Annotated in this window: 22 protein-coding genes; 9 read left to right on the plus strand and 13 right to left on the minus strand. The window is 58.8% G+C overall.

Going from position 1 to position 24682, the window contains the following annotated elements; all coding sequences use genetic code 11:
* Positions 1-217: 217 nt before the first annotated feature.
* Together BJ928_RS38965 and BJ928_RS31120 are read right to left on the minus strand one after the other, a co-directional pair.
* Positions 218-751, minus strand: coding sequence for a hypothetical protein (locus BJ928_RS38965; RefSeq protein ID WP_183079477.1), 534 nt, complete (start codon positions 749-751; stop codon positions 218-220).
* Positions 752-1539: 788 nt separating this feature from the next.
* Entirely contained in the window at positions 1540-2340 is an 801-nt protein-coding gene (locus BJ928_RS31120) for a class I SAM-dependent methyltransferase (RefSeq protein ID WP_047634167.1), read from the minus strand.
* Positions 2341-2541: 201 nt separating this feature from the next.
* Here BJ928_RS31120 and BJ928_RS31125 point away from each other — a divergent pair, with 201 nt between their 5' ends.
* The 3 genes from BJ928_RS31125 (at position 2542) to BJ928_RS31145 (ending at position 6079) form a co-directional block, all read left to right on the plus strand.
* Positions 2542-3357 (plus strand): helix-turn-helix transcriptional regulator, encoded by an 816-nt coding sequence (locus BJ928_RS31125; RefSeq protein WP_047634168.1) that lies wholly within the window; start codon positions 2542-2544, stop codon positions 3355-3357.
* A 1296-nt stretch (positions 3358-4653) separates the two neighbouring features.
* Positions 4654-5010, plus strand: coding sequence for a hypothetical protein (locus tag BJ928_RS31140; protein WP_147413961.1), 357 nt, complete (start codon positions 4654-4656; stop codon positions 5008-5010).
* Positions 5011-5287: 277 nt separating this feature from the next.
* A complete protein-coding gene (locus BJ928_RS31145) occupies positions 5288-6079 on the plus strand; it encodes a hypothetical protein (protein ID WP_052227833.1) in 792 nt (263 codons plus the stop codon).
* A gap of 433 nt (positions 6080-6512) precedes the next feature.
* On the opposite strand, the gene BJ928_RS31150 is transcribed toward BJ928_RS31145, so the two are convergent.
* Together BJ928_RS31150 and BJ928_RS31160 are read right to left on the minus strand one after the other, a co-directional pair.
* Positions 6513-7499, minus strand: a complete 987-nt coding sequence (locus BJ928_RS31150) for a hypothetical protein (protein WP_047634172.1) — start codon at positions 7497-7499, stop codon at positions 6513-6515.
* A 1339-nt stretch (positions 7500-8838) separates the two neighbouring features.
* The gene (locus tag BJ928_RS31160; protein WP_047634174.1) at positions 8839-9693 is read right to left on the minus strand and encodes a LysR family transcriptional regulator; all 855 of its coding nucleotides are present in this window, start codon (positions 9691-9693) and stop codon (positions 8839-8841) included.
* Between the two features lie 159 nt (positions 9694-9852).
* On the opposite strand from BJ928_RS31160, the gene BJ928_RS31165 reads away from it, so the two are divergent.
* Positions 9853-10569, plus strand: a complete 717-nt coding sequence (locus BJ928_RS31165) for a haloacid dehalogenase type II (protein ID WP_047634175.1) — start codon at positions 9853-9855, stop codon at positions 10567-10569.
* A gap of 274 nt (positions 10570-10843) precedes the next feature.
* On the opposite strand, the gene BJ928_RS31170 is transcribed toward BJ928_RS31165, so the two are convergent.
* A complete protein-coding gene (locus tag BJ928_RS31170) occupies positions 10844-11533 on the minus strand; it encodes a B3/4 domain-containing protein (protein ID WP_120296746.1) in 690 nt (229 codons plus the stop codon).
* 43 nt (positions 11534-11576) lie between these two features.
* On the opposite strand from BJ928_RS31170, the gene BJ928_RS31175 reads away from it, so the two are divergent.
* Positions 11577-12200 (plus strand): helix-turn-helix domain-containing protein, encoded by a 624-nt coding sequence (locus BJ928_RS31175; RefSeq protein ID WP_047634262.1) that lies wholly within the window; start codon positions 11577-11579, stop codon positions 12198-12200.
* A gap of 218 nt (positions 12201-12418) precedes the next feature.
* On the opposite strand, the gene BJ928_RS31180 is transcribed toward BJ928_RS31175, so the two are convergent.
* The 8 genes from BJ928_RS31180 to BJ928_RS31215 all read right to left on the minus strand — a co-directional run bounded on the left by BJ928_RS31180 (position 12419) and on the right by BJ928_RS31215 (position 21048).
* Positions 12419-13864 carry an aldehyde dehydrogenase gene (locus tag BJ928_RS31180; protein WP_047634176.1) on the minus strand — a complete coding sequence of 482 codons (1446 nt, stop codon included), beginning with the start codon at positions 13862-13864 and terminating at the stop codon, positions 12419-12421.
* A gap of 130 nt (positions 13865-13994) precedes the next feature.
* Complete coding sequence (locus BJ928_RS31185; protein ID WP_047634177.1) at positions 13995-14780, minus strand: coniferyl-alcohol dehydrogenase; 786 nt, start codon at positions 14778-14780, stop codon at positions 13995-13997.
* Positions 14781-14819: 39 nt separating this feature from the next.
* On the minus strand, positions 14820-15839 hold the full coding sequence (locus BJ928_RS31190; RefSeq protein WP_047634178.1) for a branched-chain amino acid ABC transporter permease: 1020 nt from the start codon (positions 15837-15839) through the stop codon (positions 14820-14822).
* The gene (locus BJ928_RS31195) at positions 15836-16732 is read right to left on the minus strand and encodes a branched-chain amino acid ABC transporter permease (protein WP_047634179.1); all 897 of its coding nucleotides are present in this window, start codon (positions 16730-16732) and stop codon (positions 15836-15838) included. Before BJ928_RS31195 ends, BJ928_RS31190 begins: the two co-directional genes overlap by 4 nt.
* On the minus strand, positions 16729-17457 hold the full coding sequence (locus tag BJ928_RS31200; RefSeq protein ID WP_047634180.1) for an ABC transporter ATP-binding protein: 729 nt from the start codon (positions 17455-17457) through the stop codon (positions 16729-16731). The genes BJ928_RS31195 and BJ928_RS31200 overlap by 4 nt, the downstream gene beginning before the upstream one ends.
* Positions 17454-18221 (minus strand): ABC transporter ATP-binding protein, encoded by a 768-nt coding sequence (locus BJ928_RS31205; protein ID WP_082011941.1) that lies wholly within the window; start codon positions 18219-18221, stop codon positions 17454-17456. Before BJ928_RS31205 ends, BJ928_RS31200 begins: the two co-directional genes overlap by 4 nt.
* The gene (locus BJ928_RS31210; RefSeq protein ID WP_047634181.1) at positions 18214-19524 is read right to left on the minus strand and encodes an ABC transporter substrate-binding protein; all 1311 of its coding nucleotides are present in this window, start codon (positions 19522-19524) and stop codon (positions 18214-18216) included. The genes BJ928_RS31205 and BJ928_RS31210 overlap by 8 nt, the downstream gene beginning before the upstream one ends.
* Positions 19525-19596: 72 nt before the next feature.
* On the minus strand, positions 19597-21048 hold the full coding sequence (locus BJ928_RS31215) for an aldehyde dehydrogenase (protein WP_047634264.1): 1452 nt from the start codon (positions 21046-21048) through the stop codon (positions 19597-19599).
* 244 nt (positions 21049-21292) lie between these two features.
* Here BJ928_RS31215 and BJ928_RS31220 point away from each other — a divergent pair, with 244 nt between their 5' ends.
* The 4 genes from BJ928_RS31220 (at position 21293) to BJ928_RS31230 (ending at position 24486) form a co-directional block, all read left to right on the plus strand.
* Positions 21293-22192, plus strand: coding sequence for a helix-turn-helix transcriptional regulator (locus BJ928_RS31220; protein ID WP_047634182.1), 900 nt, complete (start codon positions 21293-21295; stop codon positions 22190-22192).
* A gap of 22 nt (positions 22193-22214) precedes the next feature.
* Entirely contained in the window at positions 22215-23390 is a 1176-nt protein-coding gene (locus BJ928_RS31225; RefSeq protein WP_245432633.1) for an alpha/beta hydrolase, read from the plus strand.
* Positions 23387-23536, plus strand: a complete 150-nt coding sequence (locus BJ928_RS38975) for a hypothetical protein (protein WP_156151452.1) — start codon at positions 23387-23389, stop codon at positions 23534-23536. Before BJ928_RS31225 ends, BJ928_RS38975 begins: the two co-directional genes overlap by 4 nt.
* A gap of 65 nt (positions 23537-23601) precedes the next feature.
* On the plus strand, positions 23602-24486 hold the full coding sequence (locus BJ928_RS31230) for a sigma-70 family RNA polymerase sigma factor (RefSeq protein WP_052227851.1): 885 nt from the start codon (positions 23602-23604) through the stop codon (positions 24484-24486).
* Positions 24487-24682 lie beyond the last annotated feature (196 nt).

Raw genomic sequence — 24682 nt, forward strand, 5'->3', positions numbered from 1 at the left:
CGAGGCTCGCCCGTTGAAATCGTTGCTGCATAGCTGATCCTCCGATGAACCAGCAGAAGCATCATCCTCAACAGCAGCAAATGTGAGTCAGAGCCGAAAATCCACCCCTTTGTTTCACTCTGTACACGTTACATTTATTCGTCACTCACGGGTGTACCCTGAGGTGTTTTGGGCAAAATGCGGTCGCGAAAGTCAACCGCTTCAGCCAGTGAAAAAGTCAGGACGTGCGCAACAAATTAAGTCTTTCCCCCTCCGGGTCATCCCTGAAGTAGGATTGGAGGCTTGATAGAAACCTTGATGTCTCCGACCTCAGCGCCTCGACCAATTGAATAGAGGCACCAGCATTCTCGATAGCCGTTTGCAATTCGGCCAATCTCTGCCGATCGAAGGATGAGAGAGGAAGGATCTTCGCCTCCCTCAGCAGCAACAGACATTCGTGCGCCCGCAGGACGGTGGTGAATGCCTGACACATTGGACCCAACAGCGATCGGTCTTCTATCCAATTGCGACCTTTGAAGATTTCTTGGGTGACACGCTGCCCAGCGCCTAAACAGTCAAATTCAATGCATCCGCGAAAACCAAGCTCGGCGCGTCGGAGATGGATGGTGCATGCGGCGCAGTCGTCGAGATGCGGGCAGGGGTGACCTGCCGCTTTGTCGATGGCGAACAAGCTGGATCGGTCGAAGGAGAGAGCGAGGCAGCAAAGCCCGGCGCATCGCGCACAGTCGGCGCGAAGATCAAGATTTTCCATTGTGAGATTCCCAGACGCACAATCGACGTCGCAAGCCGGGACGACTGCGCTAGATCGAATCTGCGATAGGGAAAATTTCCTCGCCGGGCGCGAGGCACGGCGAAGTAGAAGTGTTCTATCCGGCGTCGGTAACGATGTCCAGTCTTCCGCTCAACCAATTCACCCGCTCGAACATTTCAAACGAAATAAAAGCGAATTACTCCTGTCTCCACGTAACCGGGTGACCGAAGTCTCTTCGAGAACCAAGTCGTGGTCTGGCGGATGTGTTTGCGGATCGGTCCGCTATACGTGCGTCGGCGATCAGCAACGCGTTACCGTCTGCCACTGCCTCTGGTGCCAACGCCGCACCGGTTCCAGGTCCGGGGTGGAAGCACTGCTCCAAGAAGGCAATATCGAATTTTCCGGCATCGAACCTGCGAGGTATCGTCATTTGTCCGACGAGTCGGGACGATGGCTGGACGATTATTTCTGCCCACGGTGCGGTTCGAACCTGGGTCTCACGCCACAAGCCGTGGCCGGGTATCCGGACCGTGCCTGCCGGCACGCTCGACGATTCCGGTTCACTCGATTCAAAGCGGACGAGCTGTCGTCACCTATTCACGCGCTCTCGACGGAATAGGAGTGATCTCAGCGCCGAAGTGGAGGCATACGAACGATACTTTCGAGCTTAGCCGCTCATTCGAGCCGCTTTCTAAATTGTCGCAGGGCCCCAATAAAGGCCGGACACTTGCGCCCCGAGTTTTGCGGCGCGCAATTAAATTTTCATATCATCGCCCCACACCGGCACATCAGTGCTTCAGAGCTCGCGTCGCAATAAAGCTGGGAACGTATCGCTCCAAAGCAAATCTGGGCGTCGGATGATACTCTTCAAAAAAGCCATCGATGACGAAGCCGGCCAATATTTGGCCGCCGATCTGAGTTTGAAGATCATGCCCGAAGATAAGAGGGGCGCTACGCTCTCGTTTGTTGGTCAGCTCTTCGGTATTCAAGTCAGCTATATCGGAATATGGGACCTTGTACCGAAGACGGATACAATCGTCACTCACGTCAGCTAGGCTTCTTGCCGCGACGAATAGTACGGGATTGAAGAAGCTGGCGAGAAGCACTCCGCCCTTACGAAGAACTCTGTAGCTTTCATTCCAAACAGATTGGATATCCGGTACATACTGATTTGATATCGGATGCAGAATCAGGTCAAATGAGCCATCTGAAAAGATCGATAAGTCGCGCATATCACCCTGAACAATCTTTAATGTCAGGCCGTCTCTAACGGCAACCTCGGCATCCTTGGCAAGCTGTTTGCTGGACAGGTCGAAGACCGTCACCTTTGCACCGGCCGCCGCAAGAACCGGCGCTTGCTGTCCGCCGGCAGATGCAAGGCAAAGAATCTCCTTGCCTGCGACTTTGCCAAGCCAATCAGTTGCTAGAGGCGAGGGGGTCAGATGGACTTTCCAATCGCCACGGCGCGCGAAAGCAACGGTTTCAGTTGCGACGGGTTGGGACCAGGGCCCTTTGCGGTCTGCCTCCAGGTCCCAAGCTGTCTGATTATGCATAAGTACGTCATATTGGTCAGATGAATGATTACTCATGGGGAGGGCCTTTCATCGATCGTGGAGATCATTGGAGGTCGGCAGCCAGTTGCCTGATGGGCATGTTTGCGCCCATTCATGACGCCGCGGATTTCAGTTGCAGCTTGATGAAGTTGCTGGTGCTGGGAATGTGAGGGTTACTTTAGCCGGCTGTGATGGTATAACTACCTTAAATTTGCCAAAATATACCGTGAAATCGCCATGCGCCGACCCACCTTGACCCAAAATGCGATAGCGTCATTTCCTGACGATGAGATGGTGCTGGCTGTCGAATGGCACGAAGACGCAGCCCGCAAAACTTCTATGCATGCGCATGCGGCAGGCCAGATTATTGGAAGCCGGGAGGGGCTACTGTCTGTTCGAACGACATCGGGCTGGTGGATTGTCCCGAGGACCCATTCCATCTGGATGCCGCCCCATGTTCCTCATGCAGTTCATTCGCATGGGCCCTTCCGTGGGTGGAGTATCTATGTATCGCAGCGTCATTGCGAAGCGTTGCCAACCCTGCCGAAAACACTTTATGTCAGTTCTCTTCTGGAGGAGCTTGTGCGAAGAGCTGTGCGATGGGATAACTCAGCGCGCACACCGTCTCAGCGTCATCTCGCGCAGGTCATTGTCGATGAAATTGCGGAGCTTCGGGAGGATCCTCTTGGCTTGCCGAACCCGAGCAGCGGCCCTATCAGCCGTGTCACGGATCAAATATTGGCGAATTTGTCTGACGATCGTTCGATCAATGAGTTGGCGGCCTTGGGAGGTCTGAGTGCGCGGACCCTGGCGCGTCTGTTCACGCGGGAGACGGGAATGGGGATGGTTGCGTGGCGTCAGCGCGCGAAGGTCTTAAGTGCGATAGCAATGTTAGCGGACGGCGCTCCAGTCACGATGATTGCGTTGGACCTCGGCTATGACAATGTCAGTGCCTTCATCGCGATGTTTCGCAGGGTGATGGGCGTGACACCGGGTCAATATCAGAGCAGCGGTGGGCTTCACGAGATGCGTGGTCGGAAAAGCGGGTTCTAGGCTCGAATCTCATCAAGAGCAGATGCTCCAAAAGCTGAGAGGCCGGTTGGTATCGGACTTTGTTAAGATGACGGTGGGCGTTGCTGATCCATCCAGGCTTCGCCGGCTCGAGAGCATAACGCCGGTCCTCCGATACCGCGATTGCTACAAGGTTTTTCGCTGGCTCGTGCAGTCGCGCGCGCATTTTCTCTCCGTGCAACGGCCGGCGATGACCCGTCATAATGATCTCAGACTCCAAATCTTCCAGTAGCCACACCGATTTCTCGACCTCGTCCCAGTTGGGCGTCAGATAGCGCGGCGGTCCATGCATTTCAGGTCTTTGTGTGATAATTCCGTAGACTGACCCCTGACCAATGGTGACCATTGCTTCGCCGGCTATCAGAGGGACACCGTTTGTATATGGGTCAGAATGCGGACATCATGCTTTAACCGTCTACAGATCGACCGCAATCCGACGGCTGGCATCGAAGCGGACGGTACTGCACTTTATATGGACCGGATGACACCGTGCTCGCGCTGGTCGGTCTTGAACGGTACCGCACCCGAGTGGCACTAATTCCCAAACGCTATTTTATCCTGGGAGCGCTTGTGCTTGCGCCTTAATTGTCCTTCTGCTCGCGCATGGATTTTGTGCGCCAACCGGGTGACCTGCTTTCTCGGGTTCGACGCTGTCGCCCACGTCGAAGGTGGTTGCCCCCTCGGGATAGTCGCCGCTCAAGGCACGGATACGATCAGTTACGTGTCGAACCCGAGCGCCCCTGTCGATCAGGATCAGGGTTCCGGCCTACCGCGGGGCAGTTATACCTCTACGGGTTGGGACGTGATCATCAAACAGTTGAATCAGGCTCAACCTCCTCTGAGGCCGCCGACGCTCTCGAAAAAGCTGGCGCTGCCGCCACCGATCCAGAGTGGGTGGATGGCGCTTGCCTCCGACATGATATCCGTCAGCGCTCAATCGCAAGGCATGCGAAGCCAGGACGAGGCAGTCAAAGGAGCCATGGCGCAGTGACGAGCCAAGAGAGGAAAGGCATGTCGGATCATTACATCGCAGTATCCGGCCTCTGTTCCCGCCGCTGGCGTGCAATAGATGGCCGATAACGAGCAGCACCTGCTTCCCGCAAACCCTAAGAGGTGTCAATGCATTTCGTCGTTAGAAGTATAGCCGTCATGTGCGTGGCTTCTCTGTTCGCGGGGTGCACCACCGCGGGTCCGAGGAACACCGGAGCACAGGCCGCGAATGCAAGTGGCAGCCCTAATTCTGCGGCCATAGCGGGTATAACGGAGACTGACCGAAAGATGGTCGCTGCGGGCCTCGATCCGCCCGAAATCCTGAAGTACGACGCAGAGATTGCCGAGATGATTCCGGAGGGCGAGGATATTATCGCCAAAGGCGATAAGGTGCGTGGTACGGCATGGAAGAAAAAGTACAACGCCGTTATGAAGGCACGATACAATTCGATTCAACGGTTTTCTGCGAATTCAATCGCGGCAGCTCATGCCATAACGAACACTTTTGGTGGCATAGGTCGACCAGTTGATCAGTCTCCAGGGCCAGCTCAATCGGACTCGCGGGACCCCAATCTTCCTGATGGGTTCAGCGATTGGTGCCAAAATCCCGCCGACCCTACCCAGTTGGTGCCCTGTAATCATTAGGGCTCGTCGCCTGCGGCAGAGTGCGGCGTCATTACGTCGGCTTGCGACAAACAGTGCATGCAAGCCGGCAATCCAACTTACATAGAGCGTAATCCTGTCACCAGGGTCGCGGCCAGCACGATCGTCGCAATGGTTCCGCAGTGATGTTGAAAGAAATATCGATCACAGAAATGGCCAACGTCCGTCATGCCGGATCCGCCCGAGGTGCGCGAGGAACTGTTCATGCTATGACAAGAGCGTCGGAAGTATTGCGCTATGAATACAGAATGGAGAGACGATGACGATATTTGGTAAGCTCGCAGCGGTAGTGCTGACCGTGTCAGCGATGACCACACCTGTCATGGCCGGCCCGGCAAAAACAATTGCTTCGCTCGATCTGTCGAAGCCGTTCGCAACGCCTTCGCCGTGGCGCTTCGTCGCCACGCAGGAGCCGCCAGTGAACGACACACCTTCCGGCGATATGGAGGACGGGCTCATCACACTGTGCCTCAGTAAAGATGACGGCCGAACTTGCCTACCTCAGCTTGATATGCTCCTGTTACCGCCCGGCGGTGATGCCAAGAGCGATTTCGTTCAGCCGCACTATATCGGAACGCCGACCCTCGTACATCCAGCAGACGGTGTCGTGCTGCTCCGCCTCGACGTGAGCAGCTTGTATGCGGCGAACGGAGACCAGCTGCGTGCCATGGCGTTGTTCGGTTACGATCGCACCCGTGACGTCTTCGTGCCTGCTTACCGATCTGTGGTCGGGCACAATAATAACCAAGAGATTCGCTACGTCGACACAGGGCCGCTTCGGGGCTACGTCATCTCCGTCGAGCCAACCCAAAACGCGCCCTTTGGCTATTGGGTGACCGTGAGCCAACTCACGGGCGCCACCTACCGGGATGTGCTGCACTTTCGCAGCGCGACGCGTTATGGCGACAACAATCAGCTTGCCGTCATCGATGCGGAGATGCCGAACATCCAGCAGCGCCTCGGGCTGTGGCATCCGGGCCAGCCTCTACCGCTGCCGGCCAAAGGCTGTGCCCGGCCACATATGGCGAAGGGGGCGCTATGGTGTTCTTGACGCGGTGCGCGGTCAACCGAGGTGTCGTTCTGATCACCGGCTGTGAATCGGCGTCGCCGAATGACCCCACTCATCTTTGAAATATCAACTGCTTGTCACGCCGATTAGCTCCTAATCATCGCGCCGATTCACAAACTGCCATTCGGCAGACGCCTCGTCAGATTAGTTGCGCTGCAGTTGCTGCAAGGGTGATAGTAGCTTGTCTTCTCAGTCACGTCCGTAGCTCGATATCATACGAGCGTCTTGCTGATTGAAATAATATAACCCGACGACAGACGCTGCCGAGGCCGCGAAAGAAGCAGGCGCAGCCTCGGAGGAAAACGAAACATCTGGAATAAAAATAGCTATTCATACTGGATGGCAGCGAGAGCTGGCGACAGCGCTTTATTCGGCTCAATGCCGCGGCCCATGTATCTCAAGAACGGCCGGGGCGTCATGCCGCGCCGGCAATTTTCTCGGATCGATCACGGATGACCTTTAATACAACGCTATGGAAATCGTTCAGGAACACTTTCCCCCAAAAATCGCAGTAAATGTTGATTGGCGTTGCAATTCGATAACGCGTCGTCAAGGTGAGACGCGTTCTGCCGCCCGGGAGCGGCTGGAGATCGTAGGCGCCGCCCGTCAGTTTGAGATAGGCACTGTCGACTTTGATGTGCGCTTCCACTGCGGCGGGGATGGCGTCGGGAGCGAAGTGGAACTTCCAGGCAAGTGAACGATTCTCGTCCCAATGCGTGATGATTTCCTGAAACCTGATGCCTCGTGTCCATTGCAATTGGCGCACCCCGTCGACGCCGCGGCTGTCCAATCGTGCGTCCACAGGCTGTGGTAGACCAAGCAAGTTATGAGAGAACGTCCATGACAGCTCCTCCGGCCGAACATTCGGGATTTCTATCGTCTGATTCCATACGAGATCGGGTGGCGCAGCAATATCAATCGTCGTCGTGACCGAGCCTTCATGCGGTTCATAGGAGATATGCGGCTCCATCGGTAGAACGATCAAAGGCAAAGCGATAACCAAAGTCGATGAGCGCCGGGAACGGAAGAAACGGATGGTGACCAGCGTCAAGGCCGATCCGAGTGCCGAAAAGCCCATGAAAAAAGGAGCTGCCATCACCACGCACATGCCAGCTTCATTAAAGAAGATTATGGTGAGGACGATAAGAATGGCAATAATCATCCAGATTACACGGACATGATGCCAAAGCTTGCTTTTGGCACGTGGATCTAAAATGCATGATCCCACGCTTGCGATCGCCATTGGCATGAATATCAGCCCCGCAAAAAAGGGCAGGGCATCCCAGTAGTCCGACGCCCAGATCACAATATAGAGCAACAGGCCGTATACCAGCGCCGCAAGCGTTGCGGCGAGCAGCCTTTCAACTGCTGCCGGGTGCGGACTTTTCGATGACATCGTCATGTGGGAACCGTTCAACTTCACGAATAGCCAGACTAGGAGGACGGGACGTTATCTCTATTGACCTGACGAGGCCTGCGCTGACCGGCTGCAATTATTGATTTGGGCTTGTTTGTCCACAGGAGTCGCAGATGGGGCAGAGTTCGTGGATCCCGTTAGCCTCCCATCGGAGAAGCCCCCTCTTCGATCTTCTTGAGAGCATCGAGGATCGTACGCGCCGCTCCATTGTGATTCCGCGCCGCGACGGAACCCCTACAGCATGAGGAATTACAAACAGTTATTATGCGTCTCGTTGTCATGACCCCTTGCCGATTTACATCTCTGGTCCGGCACGCTGGACTATGGCCACGCCAGCTAAACGAGCCGGTCGCTGTGAATCGGCGTCGCCAAATGACTCCACCCATCTTTGAAATGTCAATTGTTTGTCACGCCGATTGGCTCTTAATCACCGCGTTAATTCACCGCTTAGCGCTAATGTGTATCAGCAACGGCGGCAACATGATGCGCCACGTCAGCGACCAGCGAAGGCATCAATTTAGCGTCTGTCCTCGTCATGGATCGCTTTCCATGTGTGCAAAAGCCGCTAAAACTTAAGAGCGGTATCAGAAAAGAAATCAGCGAGAGGATGCATGGCTTTCAAAATTCTCACGATTGCCCTTCTGTGTATCGCCGTCATAATTCTGGCAGCGCTATATCTAATGTTCCAACAACCTCGCCAGTCCTATCGGGTATCATCGCCATCTCCTCTATCGCGAGAAGCTGCAGTTGGTCGCGTTGTTATCAACGCGGCCCAACGCGATCCGGCACTGGCGGCGTTGATGCGTTCAGCCCTTCAAGCCGCGCCAGAGGAGGACCGCGCTCTAGCTGCCGACCTCATAGTAGCGCTGCCGAAGCAATAACTCTTAGATTGATTATTCTACTTCACGCAATCCAAAGTTATGAAGCGCCGAAAAGGCAGGGTCATTCGCTGTAGAGAGCAAGTATGTGGCTTGGGCAACAGGTTCATCTACTTCTGATATCGCATCAGCGGTGAGAAAATATGTTACCAGCACAAGCATTTAGCTTCCCGCAGCGCCAGCCAAAGGTTCAACGGTGGTTCGAGTCCGTCAAGGGGTTTCATTGTGACTTCCGCGCTCTACTTTGGAAAGATTGCCGTGCTCGTTCTCAGGAGCTGGGCCGGGTCTTGTGTAAGTCCTCACGAGCGGTAATCGACGTGGCTCGGGCCGGCGAGGGTTTCTTATTGACCTGTTCATCGGGTTGGAATCCCAACTTTCTGTGAGAGCCGCGCGCAACCATGATCGAAACAGCACGCCTTACGAAAGGCAGTCGCAGGAGGCCGCGGCTAGGAGATCACAGTAGAGCGGATCGCCGCCGCAAGCGTCTTGAGCGAACCGCGTGCTGGTCGATCAGTCACGGCCGAATAAAGCATCACATCGCGCGACGGCAGCGATGGCAATCCAAGCTGGGAGCCGACGTCCACCGTTCCGATTGGCGCCACGCGCCGGCCGAGTGGCGCAACTGCTAGACCAGCCGCAACTGCAGCACCAATGGTCGGAATGCCACCGCCGACGAACGCTTCAGTCCAAGAAATTCCGGCCGCGTCGAGTGCTGCCGTTGCCATGCTGCGCACACTGCATGGTTCAGCCTGTGTAGCGAGGCGGAGCGGTTCGCCGGAGTGGTGCTCAAAATCTGGTGCAGCCATCCAGCCAAATGTCTCTTCAAGGATGATCTCACCGTCGCGGCGGCGATTGTCGCGAAGTAGCACGATCGCCGCATCGAGCACACCGCGATCGAAATCATCGAGAATCTCCCGCGACATCGAGACTCGCATTTCCATGACCAGTCCAGGCTCGGCGCGGCTCATGCGCTTCAGCAAGCTCGGCAATTCGGCTCCGACGACATGGTGGCTTATCCCCACAACCAATCGGCGCGGCTTGATTGCGAAAGAGCCAACCGCGCCTTGATGTGCGGCTACCAGCGCCCGCGCCGGTCCGAGGAAGGTGGCACCGTCCGCTGATAACCGTACCATACGTGGTGTGCGTTCAAGCAGCCTGCGACCGAGCCTATCCTCAAGCCGTTTGATTTTTAGGCTCATCATGGACTGCGTACTCTCCATCGCCTCGGCCGCGCGGGTGAAGCTCTTGAGATCGGCCACCAACACGAATGCCTGCACTGCCTCTATATCGAGTGCCTTCATACTCACACCATTGGAATTCCGTATTTCTGAAATATAATGTCATGTCATTTTCGAATGATCAATCTGTCGTTATCGTGAAATCACTATGGCGGACGGGCGGCAGGTGCCGGTTGTTCATGTCTCGTTCCGGCATCCTTGCCGTTTAGAAAGGCCACCAGCATGACCAAGCCTCGCGCGCTTCTCTTTGATACGTTCGGCACCATCGTGGATTGGCGCACGAGCCTGATCGACGAACTGACGGCATTCGGCCTTGAGCGAGGCGTCGACGCCGACTGGACTGGACTGGTCGATGCTTGGCGCGGAAACTACGTGTCGTCGATGGATGAGGTCCGAAAGGGGCTGCGCCCGTGGACGAAGCTCGATGATTTGCATCGTGCAACGCTGGACAAGCTCGTGGCGGCGTTGGACATCAGCGGCCTATCGGAAGGCGACCTCCGCCACATCAACAAAGGCTGGCATCGTCTCCGTCCGTGGCCCGATTCCGTATCGGGGCTAACTCGACTCAAGCAGCACTTCATCATCGCGCCGCTATCGAACGGCAACGTATCCCTGCTGCTCAACATGGCGAAGCACGCAGGACTTCCCTGGGACATGATCTTCGGTTCGGACCTGTTTCATTATTTCAAACCCGACCGCGAGACTTATCTTGGCGCATGCGAATTGCTTGACCTAGAGCCGGGTCAGGTCATGCTCTGCGCGGCCCACAATAGCGATTTGCGTATGGCCGCGTCCCTCGGCTTGCGAACGGCCTTTATCGCGCGACCGACGGAATATGGACCACATCAGAACCAGGATTTCGAGGCCGACGGCGCCTGGGATTTCATCGTGACCAGCGTTGAGAGCTTGGCGGATCAACTGACCGAAGGGTTTCGGTGAACGCTACGCGCCTGCCCGATATCGCAAGTTTGTCAACGGCATCTTTGCGATAGAATCGATCAGCCCCAAGTGCAATTCTGGTCAAGGCGTTGCGACACTTAACACTGCATGAACTCTAGCGAGCGACCTGCTTCTCTGCAGGCAAAGCTCCGCCACTACCGCGTCCTCGCGACGACAATTTTCAGATGTGAGGGTCGGTAAGCTTTCATTCTCACCGCGAAGTCCGTCGCAAGTCACCCTGAGCAGAGCTATGCGGTATTTCAGTCTAACGAGATCAGCCGAGGCTAATCTTCTGCCTCTGTATTTCGCATCCTGGCATCAGCAGCTTTAAGCCGTTCGCCAGCATGTCTCCGGCCTCGTCGAGCGCTTCCTCCGGCATGCTCCTCAAGCTCTCCAAAATGAACCACATGCGCCCCCCGTTAGGGCGGCCCAGCCTGGTCCGCGTACCTTGTCGCCAGTTCCAGCGCCGGCAAGTGACGCCGACATCATCTCGCCAGATGACCTCTCCCTTGGAGGGGGTCTCGATCACAGCTTCGCCGTTCATCACGGTGTCAAATGGCTCTGTTCCATCGGATACCGATAGCCTCGGCTTTCCGACATATGCATCGAAATTCTCGCCGCCCACCGGAATGGCAAACCGCAGGCTGATGGCATTGTAAAGGTCGACGAGCGGATTGATGGACGGAATTCGGCCGTCTCTCTCAACCCGCTTCCTCAACGCCTGAGCCGAGCACGGCGTTCGATTGGGCTTTGCACCAAATCTAGCGTAGACTTCGTTCCAGCCGGACAGATGAGCTTCGCTCCAGGCGGGACCGCCTGCCTGCACGAGGTCGCAGGCCTCTTCCAGGAGGTTGGGCCCCATGCTGCCCTGACCGGCGTTCGTTGCATCGACAAGTATGCTGATTGCCCGAAAGTCGGGAGCAATGTCTGCGATTTGCTTGTCGATGATCGGAAATTTCAACATGCCGTCTAGCTCTTATTGACCAATTTGGTCTACAATAATGACCATGGAAAAGAAAATCAATATATCGACCGAATCGGTAGCTGATATTGAACGCGTCAGCGTCACCGTATCCCAAAACCTCAAGCTGTTCAGACGTCAGAGTGGGTTTACCCTTGATGAATTGTCTAAACGCTCCGGGGTCAGCAAAGGGATGCTTGTCGAGATCGAAAAGGGTACAGCCAATCCCAGCATCGCCACCCTGTGCAGAGCAGCGACGGCCTTGGGGGTTTCTGTCGCCGATTTCGTCGGTGTCGCGTCTACAGTCCCAGTACGAATTGTTCTGCCGGAGGACGCATCGACGCTTTGGCGTGGGCCAAACGGAGGAAGCGCAACTCTTTTGGTGGGAACGCATGGGCCGGATGAAATCGAGCTCTGGCGCTGGACGATGTATCCCGGAGAGATGTTTGAATCTCCAGGGCACTCCCCGGGAACCCTGGAACTCCTCAACATAGAGTTCGGTGAGCTAACCCTGCGCGTCGATGACGACGAGTTTCTCGTTCAGTCAGGCTCGTCAGTCCTGGCTCGGACCGAGGGCAGGCATGCGTATCTCAACTGCGGCAAGACGGAACTCCGTTTTGTGATGGCAGTGGCCGAACTTCAACGTCCGCGGGTGCGTACAAGCCTCTAGAGGGAGTCTAAGAGACATGCCGATGACGTCTCGCCGACGTTGCCATGAACCATCCATCTCGGGAAAATGCAATCAAGGGGCGGATTCCGTGACGTTGGAGGGCGCGAATGCCCTCCAAGCGCTCGACATTTCGTCAATCGTCGTGCTCCTGCGATCCTAGGTCGTCTTAACGACGAACTCCTTAGAAGTGTCAGCGATCGTGAGCGCTGTCGTGACCTTCAGAAGGGATAGTGCTGAGCGGAATCTTCAATCGTGATCCACCGAAGATCGGTGAATTCGGCAATCGCCGCCTTACCGCCAAAGCGGCCATAACCACTGCCTTTGACACCACCGAAGGGCATTTGTGCCTCGTCATGCAGGGTCGGGCCGTTGATGTGGCAAATGCCTGACTGGATGCGGCCAGCCACAGCAAGCGCCCGCTGCACGTCGCGGCTGAAGATGGCGGACGAGAGGCCGTACTCCGTATCGTTGGCAACGCGCACCGCCTCATCCTCGTCCGCCACGCGGATGATCGGCTTTACGGGACCGAAGGATTCCTCCGAATAGACCCGCATGTCAGGCGTGACAAAATCGAGCAAAGTCGCTTCGACCACGGTACCGCTGCGCTTGCCGCCGGCAACCAGCTTGGCGCCCTTGGCCTCAGCGTCGGCGATCAACTCCTCCATCTTCTTGGCGGCTTCAAGGCTGATCAGTGAGCCGAGGACAACATGGCCGCGCGGATCGCCGGCGGGCAGAACGGCTGCACGCGCCGCAAGCTTGGCGACGAAAGCATCCGCGATCGCCTGATGCACGATGATGCGTTCGGTCGACATGCAGATCTGGCCCTGGTGCATAAAGGCACCGAAGATCGCCGCGTTGACGGCGCCATCGATATCCGCATCCTCAAGCACGACGAGCGGCGCCTTGCCACCGAGTTCCAGAAGAGCGGGCTTCAGGTGCTTGCCGCTCAGCTCGGCAATGATTTTACCGACCTTGGTCGAGCCGGTGAAGTTGACACGACGGACGGCGGGATGGGCAATCAACGCCTCGACGATACCAGGCGCGTCTTCCGGCGCATTGGTGATGACATTGATGACGCCGGCGGGCAGACCCGCCGCCGTCAGCGCCGTCGCGATCAGCCGCTGCGTGCCGGGGCATTGCTCGGAGGCTTTGAGGATCACGGTGTTGCCGCAGGCGATCGGCATGGCAATGGCGCGCGTTGCCAGGATCACAGGCGCGTTCCAGGGTGCGATGGCAAGGCAGACGCCGGCGGCCTGACGCACGCCCATGGCAAGCGTGCCGGGCTTGTCGGATGGGATGATCTCGCCACCGATCTGCGTCGTCATGGCCGCGGCCTCACGCAGGATATTGGCCGCGAGCATGACGTTGAAGCCGGCCCACGGCGCCGTCGCCCCCGTCTCCTCCATCATCAGCTTGGTAAACTCGCCGACCTTGGCATCCATGATATCGGCGGCCTTGGCGAGGATCGCACGGCGCTGCCCGGGGCCTGTGCTCGACCATGCGGAAAAGGCGCTGGAGGCAGCCTCGACCGCGGCGGCGACATCCTCAGGCCCTGCCGCTGGCGCCGTGCTGGCGATCTCTCCCGTAAAGGGATCTCGGCGGTCGTAGGTGCGGCCGCTGGCGGCCGGCTTGTCGACGCCGTTGATGAGAAGGGAAATGTTCATCTCTTGTCTCCTGATGAGGATGGTATTTAAAGCGCATTGCGATCTGTCAGATTCGCCATTTGCGCTTTAAGTTATTGATTTGTCGTATGTCGTTATCGAAAGACCGCTACGCATTTTTGCCCGACACGTTTCAGAAGCCGAGCACGTCCGCATTGATGGAAGCTTCCAGCCCGCCATCAACAGGCAGGTTGGCGCCGTTGATCCAGCGCGCGCCGTCCGAGCAGAGGAACAGGATGGCGGGCGCGATATCAGCCGATGTGCCAGCGCGGCCGACACGGGTGATATCGCTGTCGACACGGGCATCGCCGAGCACGGCTCGGAACTGTTTCAGGATCGGCGTCTCGACCGGACCGGGGCTGACAGCGTTGACGCGAATGCCGTGCTCCTTGAAGAGAGGCTGATGCGCGGCGCGCATCGTCCAAAGCAGCAGCAGTTCCTTGGAAAGCGGATAGCCCTCCTCGTTCTTCAGTCCGTACTCGCTGACCAGAGAGGCCACATCCGGAAAACCTTCGATTGCCGTCAGGTTCTTGGCCCGTTCCAGATTGGCGCGCCAGCCATAGCCGGCGATCGAGGCGACGTTGACGATCGCTCCACCCTCACGCAGCCGCGGTGCAACGGCTTCCGAAAGAGCGCGCAGGCCGTAGAAATTGACGGCGAGCGTCGCAACGACGCCGGTGCTTCCCGAGAGGCCGGCGACGTTGGCCAAGGCATCGATGCGACTGGGCAATTGCCTGACGATGTCCTCGACGCCGGCGGCGGTTGAGATATCCCCCTTGATGAAGGAGCTGATGCTCGATGTCGGCTCCCGGACATCGACGCCGATGACATCGGCTCCCATCTGCCCCGCAAGCTCCGCGGCACGCGCGCCGATGCCCGAAGCAACGCCGGTAATGAGGATGGTCTTGCCGAAAAGCATGATTTTACCTTTCCCATGAAACGCAGCGAAAGTTCGCCGCTATTGCTTATCCTTGAAGAGATCAGAAAATGTCAGTCGGTAGCCCACGGGCAGGAGCTGCAGATCGAAGCGTCGCTCGATCTCGCCCCAGAGGCCGCGCGGCAAATAGAGGGAGAAGAGCACCGCCGTCGCGCCAAGGCCGACCAGATACCAGACCCCTGTTCCACCGAAGACAGTCTCGATGACGAAGAAGAGAATGGCTCCGAGGATCGCGCCCTCGAACTTGCCGATGCCGCCGACCAGCACCATGAAGATCATGTAGGCGGTCCACTGCACGCTGAAATAGGTCTTTGGCTGGAAGGTGACGGCCGTTGCCAGCCACAGGCCACCCGCAACGGCAATGCCGAAGGCGGCGAGAACAAAGAGCAGGCGTTTCGTCGCCGCCACGCGGACGCCGACGGAGGTTGCCGCATCCTCATTGTCACGGATCGCCTGCATGGCGGCTCCTGCCTTGCTCCGCATCAAAGCAAAGAGCGCGCCGAGGAGAGTGACCATGGCCGCCAGCGCCAGCCAATAGATCGCGACGCGACGCATGGAGCTGTCATAGCCGTTCAAGGAAATCAGCGAGGTCCCGGTTTCGCCCTGAATGAGCCGGTCGAGATTGACGAGCAGATGAGCAAGCTCGGCCAGCACCCACATGCCAATGGCAAACTCGCCCCCCTTCAGCCGCAACATCAGCCATGAAAGCGGCAGCGATATTACACCGGTAACGACTGCGGCGGCGACGAGCGAGACGAAGGGGTCGAGCCCCGCATCAGCCAGGCGAATGGTGAAATAGGCGCCAAGGCCGAAAAACACCTGCTGGCCGACGGAGACGAGGCCGCCGAAACCCGCTAGCGCATTCCACATGGCCGCCAGGATCACGTAGATGAAGAGAGCCGTCATGCGATCGGTGACACCGGCACTGGAGACGGCTGGCACTGCGGCGAGGAGGCCGATCGCCACCATCATGGCAGCCAGGGTCAATCGTGAGGATGCGGTCCAGCGCTCGACGGAAATTCCGGGTGCGATCGTGCTCATGACGGGCTCCGAAGAAGCGTGCGGATTTTACCGAGGCGCAGGAAGCCGAACTGGTGCAGCCGCACGAAGAGAACAAGAAGGAAAGCGATGTGGCCGCCGATCAGAAAGCCCTGCGGGTGGATCTGGGCGCCGATCGATTGCGCTAGGCCAAGCACGATGCCGCCGAGCAAAGTTCCCCAGAGCGAACCGGCGCCGCCGATGACGGCTGCCTCGAAGGCAAACAGCAGCTGCGGTCCGCCCGAATAAGGGTTGAAGGTCGCCCGCATGGCCAGAAACGCACCGGCAATGCCGACTGTCACCATGGTAATCGCGGTCGCAATGGCATTGACGCGGCGTGCATCGATGCCGACGAGGCCTGCGGTATCCGCATCCTCCGCCGTGGCGCGGATGGAGCGGCCGACGGCGAAACGGCTCAGGAAGAGCTGCAGCCCGCCGATGATGACGATTGCCGTCACCATCATCAGGACGGCAAGCTTGCCGACGAAGACGTGACCGGGCAGCTGCCAGGACGCATAGGAGAGATTGCCGATAAATGGCGCGAGCGAGCGCGTATCCGCCCCGAATTGCTCGAACAGCAGGTTATCGATAACGATCGACAGGCCGAAGGTCGTCAGGATCGGCAGCAATGTTCCACCGCGCGCGCTGCGCTCCAGCACGAAGCGCTGCAGCAACCAGCCGAGCGCCGCCATGAAAGGCAGGATGATCAGAAGGCCATAGAAAGGCGGAATGCCCAGTTTTGCCGCCAGCAGCCAGAGCCCATAAGCGGCAACGACGGCAAGGCTGCCATGCGCGAGATTGATGATGCGCATGACGGAGAACATGAAGGACAGGCCGCAGGCAATGACCGCATAGTAGCCACCGAGCAGAATGCCCTGGATGAGGGTGTTGGTCACGAAACGCTCCTCTCGGCTGTCGCCCGGTGCAGGCCGAAATAGGCCTGGGTCACTTCCGCGCGCGTGACGCCATTCGCCGGCCTGTCAAGCACTATACTACCCTCCAGCATGCAGATGACACGAGTTGCGACGCCCATGGCGCGCGCCAGATCCTGCTCGACGAGTAGGATAGTCGTGCCCGAAGACAAGAGCCCTTGCAGTTGCTGGTAGACCCGATCGACGACGAGCGGCGACAGGCCGAGCGAGACTTCGTCGAGCAGGAGAATGTCGGGGTTGCTCATTAACGCCCGCCCGATCGCCGTTGCCTGCTGCTCGCCGCCCGACAGATGGCCCGTCTTGGCGTGTCGGCGCGGCTTCAGGTTCGGAAAGGCATCGAAGACCCGCTCGATCGTCCACTCACCCTTGCGGCCGGCGCTGGTGCCGAGCAGCAGATTTTCCTCGACCGTCATCTGTGAGAACAATCGCCGTCCTTCGGGAACGAGCGCAATGCCCCTGGCGATGCGCTTGTGCGCGGGGACAGCCGTAACATCGTCGCCATCGAGCAGGATCTGGCCGGCATCAGGCAGATGCGCACCGGCGATTGAACGCAGCAGCGTCGTCTTGCCCGCGCCATTGGCGCCGACAAGCGCCAGTACCTCGCCCTTGGCAAGATCGAAACTGATGCCGCGCACCGCCTGCAGCAGACCGTGCCGGACATCAAGGTTGCGAATGGAAAGAATGCTCATGCAGGCGCTCCCCCAAGATAGGCGCGCACCACTTCGGCATCGCTCATGACCGCCTTCGGATCACCATCGGCGATGATCTTGCCGGCATCCATGCAGATTAGCCGTTCGACGACCTGCAGGAGAATGTGAACGATATGCTCGATCCAGACGATGCCGATGCCGCGCCGCCGCAGTTCGAGAATAGTGCCGACGAGTTCGCTCGCTTCGCCGTCTGTCAGCCCGCCGCCGATTTCGTCGAGCAGCAGTAGCCGCGGACCGGTTGCAAGCGCGCGCGCCAGCTCAAGCCGCTTGCGATCGAGCAGGCCGAGTGTGTCGGCGCGGCGATTGGCGACGCTGAGCATGCCGCAGAGTTGTAGAGAATCGACAGCGCGCTCATAGGCCTCGTCACGGTTCGATGTCTTCCCATGCGACGCGGCGACGAAAACGTTCTCGAATGTCGTCATGCCGCTAAAGGGTTTGGGAATCTGATGCGTCCTGACGAGGCCCGACCGGCAGCGGTCCGCCGCCGTCAGTGCAGTCACGTTGCGGCCGTTAAAGGTGATCGTTCCGGCATTTAGCGGAAACGCGCCTGCAAGCGCACTCAGCAGGGTCGTCTTGCCCGCTCCGTTCGGGCCGACGATGCCGACGGCATCACCGTCTCCCATGGAAAAGTCGAGATTTTCGAGGACCACAAGCGCCCCGAAGCGCTTGTGGATTCCCTTGGCCGAGAGAAACTCCCCTCCCAGCCGATGTCCTTCTTGTTCCTGCACGATAGCCTTACCCATTGTAAGCGATGAGCTTGGCGGCAACCGGGACATTCGGATCGGTGGCGTGTTCGGTCACAACATAGTCGAGTGCGAATTTCGAGCCGGTCGGCGCCTTGACCCATTGCGTGCCGATGATCGGGCCAGGGGAGACATTGGCGACGGGACCGCTGGTAAAATCCACCTTGCCAGCAATCGTCGTCGTCTTCAGCGTGCTCATCGCTTTCGCAACAGCCTCCTTGCTCTTTGCATCCGAGGCGGCTTTGAGCGCATCGAAGCCCGCATCGATAAGCGACAGGCTCGCGCCAAGCTGCTGCGTCCATTGCTTGCCGCTTGCCGCCTCGTAGCCATCGGCAAGCTCAGGCCCGGAAACGCCCGTCAGCGACGACTTATAGGGGAAAGCCTTATGCCAATAGGCGGCACTGGCGATATTCATGCCGAGATCGCCGAGCGCCTCGATATCGGACGGGAACAGTCCGGTCTTGGCGACCTGGCAGATCTTGATCTGCTGGATGAGGCCCTGCTGCGCCGCCTGACGCCAGAATGCCGCAAAATCCGGGGGAATCGGGAAGCTGTTGAAGATCTCGACGCCTTCCTGACGGAACAGCGCGATCTGGGAGGAGAAATCCGTGGTCCCCGTTTCATAGGCGCCGGGATCGACGATGGTAAAGCCGGCCTTGGCAAGCGCCGGCGCCAGATTGGCGCGGATGGCGTTGCCATCGGCATCGTTCGGATACATGACCCCGACCTTCTTGTTGGTCTCGATCAGGTTCCATTGCGAGATGTAGGTCTTCAGGAATTCGCCAACACCGAAGCCGAAGTGATAGGTCCATTTGAACGGCGACGGCGCGCCGGGCTTGGCGCCGCGCCCGAAATACCAGGCCTCCCATGGCATGACCGTCGACAGGCACGGCACCCCCGCAGCTTCGCAGGCATCGGCGACAGGATTGATGGTTTCAGGCGTCGAGACCGCCAGCATCAGGTCGACGGCCTGGTTGTTAATCAGATCCTTTGCCAACTGACCGGCGCGCGACGGATCGGACTGCGTGTCGCGATCGAGGATTTCGACCTTCCAGCTCTTGCCGCCGGCCTGCAATCCATTGGCCAGCGCCTTGCGTGCGAGATCAAGCACATAGCCATCTGTTTCGCCAAAGCCGCCGAGCGGCCCGGTGCGCGGGCTGATGAAGCCGACCTTCAGCGTGTCATCGGCCGCAAAAGCCCTGCGCCCGCCGAAGGCCAATGCGCTCGTACCGGCTGCAGCCGCGGTCATAAAATCGCGCCGCGTCAGTCCCGCGCCCAAAATCCTTCCCTTGAAACCAGTCATTGCAATTCCCTCCCTCTTTGGCGGAGCCCTCTTAACTCCGTGTTCCCTTGTATTTTACCGATCCGTAGCGGTTCAGATCGGATAGTCGCGCTTGCCCGAGGCAAGCGTGATCCAGCGCAATTCGGTGAATTCGTCGATCGCCGCCCTGCCGCCGAAGCGGCCATAGCCGCTCGACTTCACGCCGCCGAACGGCATTTGCGGTTCATCGGCGACGGTTGCTTCGTTGATGTGGCAAATGCCGGTCTCTATACGTCGAGCGACAGCAAGCGCCTGGTTGATGTCGCGGCTGAAAACGGCTGACGACAATCCATACTCATTGTCGTTGGCGACGGTTATCGCTTCGTCGATGCTGTCGACGCGGATGATCGCCGCCAACGGCCCGAAGCTTTCCTCGCGGTAGATGCGCATGGCTGGCGTGACGTGATCGATGACCGTCGCGTCGATCAGCGTACCGCGCGCGTGACCGCCACAGACGATGACCGCGCCTTTCTGCGCGGCATCCTCGACCAACGCACGAACGCGCCGGGCGGCTTCGGCCGTAATCATCGTTCCAAGCGGCGTGTTGCCGTTGCGCGGATCGCCGGCAACGAGCGTTTCCGCCTTTGCCCTCAATTTTTCGACGAATTCATCGGCGATTTCGTCCATGAGAATGATCCGCTCGGTCGACATGCAGATCTGGCCCTGGTTCATGAAAGCACCGAAGGCGGCGGCGCGGACCGCTTCGTCGATATCGGCATCGGCAAGCACGATGAAGGGCGCCTTTCCGCCGAGTTCGAGCAGACAGCGCTTCAAATGCCTTGCCGATGTCTCGGCAATGATCCGCCCGACGCGCGTGGAGCCGGTGAAGTTGATCCGCCGCACAGCGGGATGGGCGATCAGTGCCTCGACGATGACCGCGGCATCCTTCGGAGCATTTGTGACGACATTGACGACTCCAGGCGGAAATCCCGCTTCGCGCATGATTTCGCCGATCAGGCAATGGGTCTTGGGGCAAAGCTCGGATGCTTTCAGAATGACGGTGTTGCCGCAGGCAAGCGGCATGGCGATCGCCCGCACGCCAAGGATGATCGGTGCGTTCCAGGGCGCGATGCCGACGCAGACGCCGGCGGGCTGACGCACTGCCATGGAGACGTTGCCGGGAATGCCTGAAGGGATGATCTCGCCGGCGATTTGCGTGGCCATCGAGGCCGCCTCGCGCAATATGTCGGCGGCAAGATCGCAATTGATCCTGGCCCAAAGGGCGGTCGCCCCGGTCTCTGCGATCATCGCCGCCACGAAATCCGCCGATCGCGCAAGAAGAGCATCTGCGGCCCGATTGAGCATGGTGCGGCGTTCACCCGGTCCTAGTTCCGACCATGCGGGAAAGGCAGCGGCCGCGGCGTTGGCTGCCCGCGCTGCGTCCGATGTCGAGGCCGCCGGCGCGATTGTCGCGACATCGCCGGTCGCCGGATCGAGGCATTCGAAAGTGGATGCATCTGACGCATCCACCGTCTCGTCATTGATCAGAAGCTTTGTCACAAACATCGCGGTCGTCCAGTCCTGCGCGGGTCTTTCCCTCAAATCCATCAATGGGAGAAAGCGCGCACAGACACGCGCCGCCGGGATCGGCCTCGCAATCGGCATCTGCTGTGTGGAGTCCTCCTCCCAGAGGCTCATGAGATGAAACTACGCCATTGCAAATAGGAAGGAATGTGTTTTTCTGGGTTAATCTTGTAATTATCTGGCATTCCCGGCGACGATAGCGCGGTGCCAGCAGGAGGAGAGCTTCTTGGTTTCCGATGGCGGCATCCATCATCATGCACACGGCGAGTGGCGGGAGCCATCACTGACGCACCGGACGATTCACTTCCAGAAAGGCATCTATGCCGATTTCCACCATCTGTTCCTGCTCCAGGCTGGAACGACTACCTTGTTGTTCGAGCCGGAGGACCAGCAATCGCTACAAGGGCCGGCGCTCGCTTATCTGCCACCGCAGGCGAGGTGCGAGCTGCGCATGGCTGCGGGTGCCGCGGGCTTCCTGATCGGCGCGTCACCACAGATCATGGTGGACGCGATCGGCGACCAGGCGGAATCCTATGCGCTGCGGACTTTCAGCGAGCGGCCCTGGCTGACGGACGAACCGAAGCCGCACGCCGTCGAAGAGACGCAGCCGCTGGTGGCGGGCTTCGTAAGGGAGCTTGGCGACCCCTCTCGTGCCTCTTGGATGGTCATCTCCGCCTATTTGCGGCTGATCCTCATGACGCTATGGCGCACAGGCGGCAGTGAGGCGACCGAGCAGCGCGGCCGCGGCGGCGGCGCCTCGACCCTGCAGCGATACCGGCAACTGGTGGAGATCTGGTTCCGGCAGCATCGGCCGATCAGCGATTATGCGCGGGAGCTCGGCGTCACCACCGACCGCCTGCATTCCATCTGCAGCAGTGCGCTTGCGCGCTCGCCCGTACAGCTCCTGCATGAACGCGTCGTCCAGGAGGCGAAGCTGAGGCTGGAACGCTCCGCTAGGACCGTCCAGGAGATTTCGGACAGTCTTGGCTTTCGGGACCCCACCTATTTCAGTCATTTCTTCAAGAGAAAGACCGGATTTTCTCCCGCCAGGTATCGCGATTTCGCCAGGAAGGCGGAAGTCGCTCGTAGCGACATGCTTTCGTCGGGCTATTCGGACTGGCCGTGATAAGATTTCGAAGAGGGTTGCTTTGCAGCTCAGGCATGGACAGGTTCGGCTGCGGTCAGCATCATGTGAATCGGCGCCGTCGAATGACCCAGCATCTTCAAAATATCAATGGCTTGTGATGCCGCCTTGCCGCTTGCCCCCGCGCCGATTCACACAGCGGCATCGCATCGGCCAGCGACGTATCCTTTCGCTGGGCTCGTCCGTCTTAGCTGTTCATGGGCGGTCGTCTTCAACATCGCCCTCCTCAGCGAATAGGAGCGCGACAATGGTGAGCAGACAGAGCTTAGCGAACAAGGCACACTACGAGATCCTCGCGGAGGCCTGGCGCAGCGGTCGAGAATTGCCGCCAGAAGTTTCCGAGTGGTCTGTTTTGACGGCGGAACCTGGCGGCGTTGATTACGTCGAGGCGAATCTCGGTGACAAGACTGCGCTATGGGTTCGGCCAAAGCTCGCGGCCGAAGATCGGGTCATGCTTTACCTGCATGGCGGCGGCTATGTTGGCGGATCGATCTGGACCCATCGCAAGATGGTCGGGCACATCGCCAAGGCGATTGGTTGTTACGCTTTGCTGGCCACCTATGATTACTCGTTTCAGAGCAAGTTTCCTCGTCAGATCGAGCAGGCCGTGACCGCGTTCGAATGGCTGGCCGAGCAGGGTATCCGGCCGGAGCAGATCATAGGTGCGGGCGATTCCGCCGGCGCAGGACTGATCATCGCGGCGGCTATGAAACTCCGTGATATAGGACGTCCACTACCGGCCGCAATTCTCAGTATCTCCGGCTGGCATGATCTGTCGGCGAGCGGGCTCTCTTACGAAGCGAACCGCGAGAAGGATGTTTTCTTCCAGAAGGCGACCGTGGATATGCTGGCATCGCAGGTGCTCGCCGGGGCCGATCCCCGGCATCCATTCGCGAGCCCGATCTTTGCCGATCTCAAGGGCCTGCCGCCGATCTATCTGCAAGCGGGTGAAGACGAAACCCTGCTCGACGACAGCCGGGCGCTCGCCGACCGGGCTAAGGCCGACGGTCTCGAAGTGCGATTGGATGTGTTTCCGGGGATGCTGCATTCGTTCCAGATGATGGCTGGTCGTGCGCCTGAAGCCGATGAGGCGATCGAGCGGTTCGCACAATGGGTTCGCCCCAAGCTCGGTCTGACCGGAACCACGGCGACACGCGGTGAAGGGCAGGAGGTTGCATGACCCGCAAATTGAGAGCAGGCGGTTTCTTCTCCCGCCCTGGGGCGAAAAGCAAGAAATACGCAGATCGCCTCGACGGCACGAAGACGCTCGTCGCCGCCTGGATGCTCACGAAGCTGGCGCGGAACGGCAAGCAGGAGTTTTTATGACGTTGACCATGAGGTCGCCCGCCTTCGTGGTCCTCAATGACGCTGAGATGTGATAGGTGAAGGACATGCCCAAACGACCGATCGGCCTATTCGACGCGCGATATCGAGCCTTCCTCGCGACGGTGTCGGACGCCCGGCCGCAACTGCATCGCTACTGCGCCCGCATGACAGGTTCTCGGCTCGACGGTGAGGATCTCATGCAGGAGACGCTGTTCGAGGCCTATATGAAGATCGAGACCCTGGATGATACCCACAGCCTAAAACCCTGGTTATTTCGCATTGCGCACAATCGCTGCGTTGACTTTCTAAGGCGGCGCAATGCGCGCAAGCGCGCGGAAAGCACCTATTCGGACGATATCGGCGTCGTTGCCGCGGAGCCGGCGACGACCGATGCGCATCGCGCCATCGAACGACTGGTCGGCCACCTGCCGCCCAAGGAGCGGGCCTGTGTCCTACTGAAGGATGTCTTCGACTACTCGCTGGAAGAAACCGCAGCGCTCGTGGGCTCGACGGTTGGCGGTGTTAAATCCGCCCTCTCTCGCGGCCGGGCAAAGCTCGCCGGCCTGCCTGCTGAACCCGCCGGCGAGCCGAGCCGTCCTCTTGATCCCGACACCACGCGGCTGTTGCAGCGCTATGTCGACCTCTTCAATCGCCACGACTGGGACGGCGTGCGGAGCCTCACGAGCGCCGACGCCCGGTTGCGAGTCGCCGACTGCTTCGACGGCCTGCTCGCAAGCTCCATCTATTTCGCCGAATATGAGCGAAACCCAGAGAAGTGGACCATGGAGCTCGGAGCGATCGACGGAGAGCCTGTCCTCCTCCTGCTCTTCCAGCGAGGCGATCGGTGGGAGGTCGCATGGCCGGTTCGCGTCCATGTCGCCGGTCGCGTCATCGACCGCATCGAAGACTACTATGCCTGCCCGTGGATCATTGGAGACGCGCAGGGGTGACTGTTCGGTACTGATTGACAATAGACTGGCCTGACCAATATCGCTTGCAGTAATTGACAATCGAAGCCTTGTTCTGGACTACTTAGGTGCGGAGATTGGTGATCAGCTCACAGAGGCGCCTAAGCTTGTTGGTGGTGTCGCGCAAGCTGGGACGCCGATCCAATCGAGTGAGCATCTATTTTGCCGTTCTGGTCGC

The organism is Rhizobium sp. WW_1 (genome assembly GCF_003610155.1).
GTDB lineage: Bacteria > Pseudomonadota > Alphaproteobacteria > Rhizobiales > Rhizobiaceae > Rhizobium > Rhizobium tropici_A.

Coding starts and splice junctions, on each gene's coding strand:
- BJ928_RS31125 (WP_047634168.1), top strand. CDS start 2,542: ATGCGCCGACCCACCTTGACCCAAAATGCGATAGCGTCATTTCCTGAC.
- BJ928_RS31170 (WP_120296746.1), bottom strand. CDS start 11,533: ATGTTGAAATTTCCGATCATCGACAAGCAAATCGCAGACATTGCTCCC.
- BJ928_RS31190 (WP_047634178.1), bottom strand. CDS start 15,839: ATGAGCACGATCGCACCCGGAATTTCCGTCGAGCGCTGGACCGCATCC.
- BJ928_RS31205 (WP_082011941.1), bottom strand. CDS start 18,221: ATGGGTAAGGCTATCGTGCAGGAACAAGAAGGACATCGGCTGGGAGGG.
- BJ928_RS31120 (WP_047634167.1), bottom strand. CDS start 2,340: ATGAGTAATCATTCATCTGACCAATATGACGTACTTATGCATAATCAG.
- BJ928_RS31230 (WP_052227851.1), top strand. CDS start 23,602: ATGCCCAAACGACCGATCGGCCTATTCGACGCGCGATATCGAGCCTTC.
- BJ928_RS31140 (WP_147413961.1), top strand. CDS start 4,654: ATGGTCGCTGCGGGCCTCGATCCGCCCGAAATCCTGAAGTACGACGCA.
- BJ928_RS31215 (WP_047634264.1), bottom strand. CDS start 21,048: ATGTTTGTGACAAAGCTTCTGATCAATGACGAGACGGTGGATGCGTCA.
- BJ928_RS31150 (WP_047634172.1), bottom strand. CDS start 7,499: ATGACGATGTCATCGAAAAGTCCGCACCCGGCAGCAGTTGAAAGGCTG.
- BJ928_RS31145 (WP_052227833.1), top strand. CDS start 5,288: ATGACGATATTTGGTAAGCTCGCAGCGGTAGTGCTGACCGTGTCAGCG.
- BJ928_RS38965 (WP_183079477.1), bottom strand. CDS start 751: ATGGAAAATCTTGATCTTCGCGCCGACTGTGCGCGATGCGCCGGGCTT.
- BJ928_RS31165 (WP_047634175.1), top strand. CDS start 9,853: ATGACCAAGCCTCGCGCGCTTCTCTTTGATACGTTCGGCACCATCGTG.
- BJ928_RS38975 (WP_156151452.1), top strand. CDS start 23,387: ATGACCCGCAAATTGAGAGCAGGCGGTTTCTTCTCCCGCCCTGGGGCG.
- BJ928_RS31175 (WP_047634262.1), top strand. CDS start 11,577: ATGGAAAAGAAAATCAATATATCGACCGAATCGGTAGCTGATATTGAA.
- BJ928_RS31210 (WP_047634181.1), bottom strand. CDS start 19,524: ATGACTGGTTTCAAGGGAAGGATTTTGGGCGCGGGACTGACGCGGCGC.
- BJ928_RS31200 (WP_047634180.1), bottom strand. CDS start 17,457: ATGAGCATTCTTTCCATTCGCAACCTTGATGTCCGGCACGGTCTGCTG.
- BJ928_RS31180 (WP_047634176.1), bottom strand. CDS start 13,864: ATGAACATTTCCCTTCTCATCAACGGCGTCGACAAGCCGGCCGCCAGC.
- BJ928_RS31160 (WP_047634174.1), bottom strand. CDS start 9,693: ATGAAGGCACTCGATATAGAGGCAGTGCAGGCATTCGTGTTGGTGGCC.
- BJ928_RS31185 (WP_047634177.1), bottom strand. CDS start 14,780: ATGCTTTTCGGCAAGACCATCCTCATTACCGGCGTTGCTTCGGGCATC.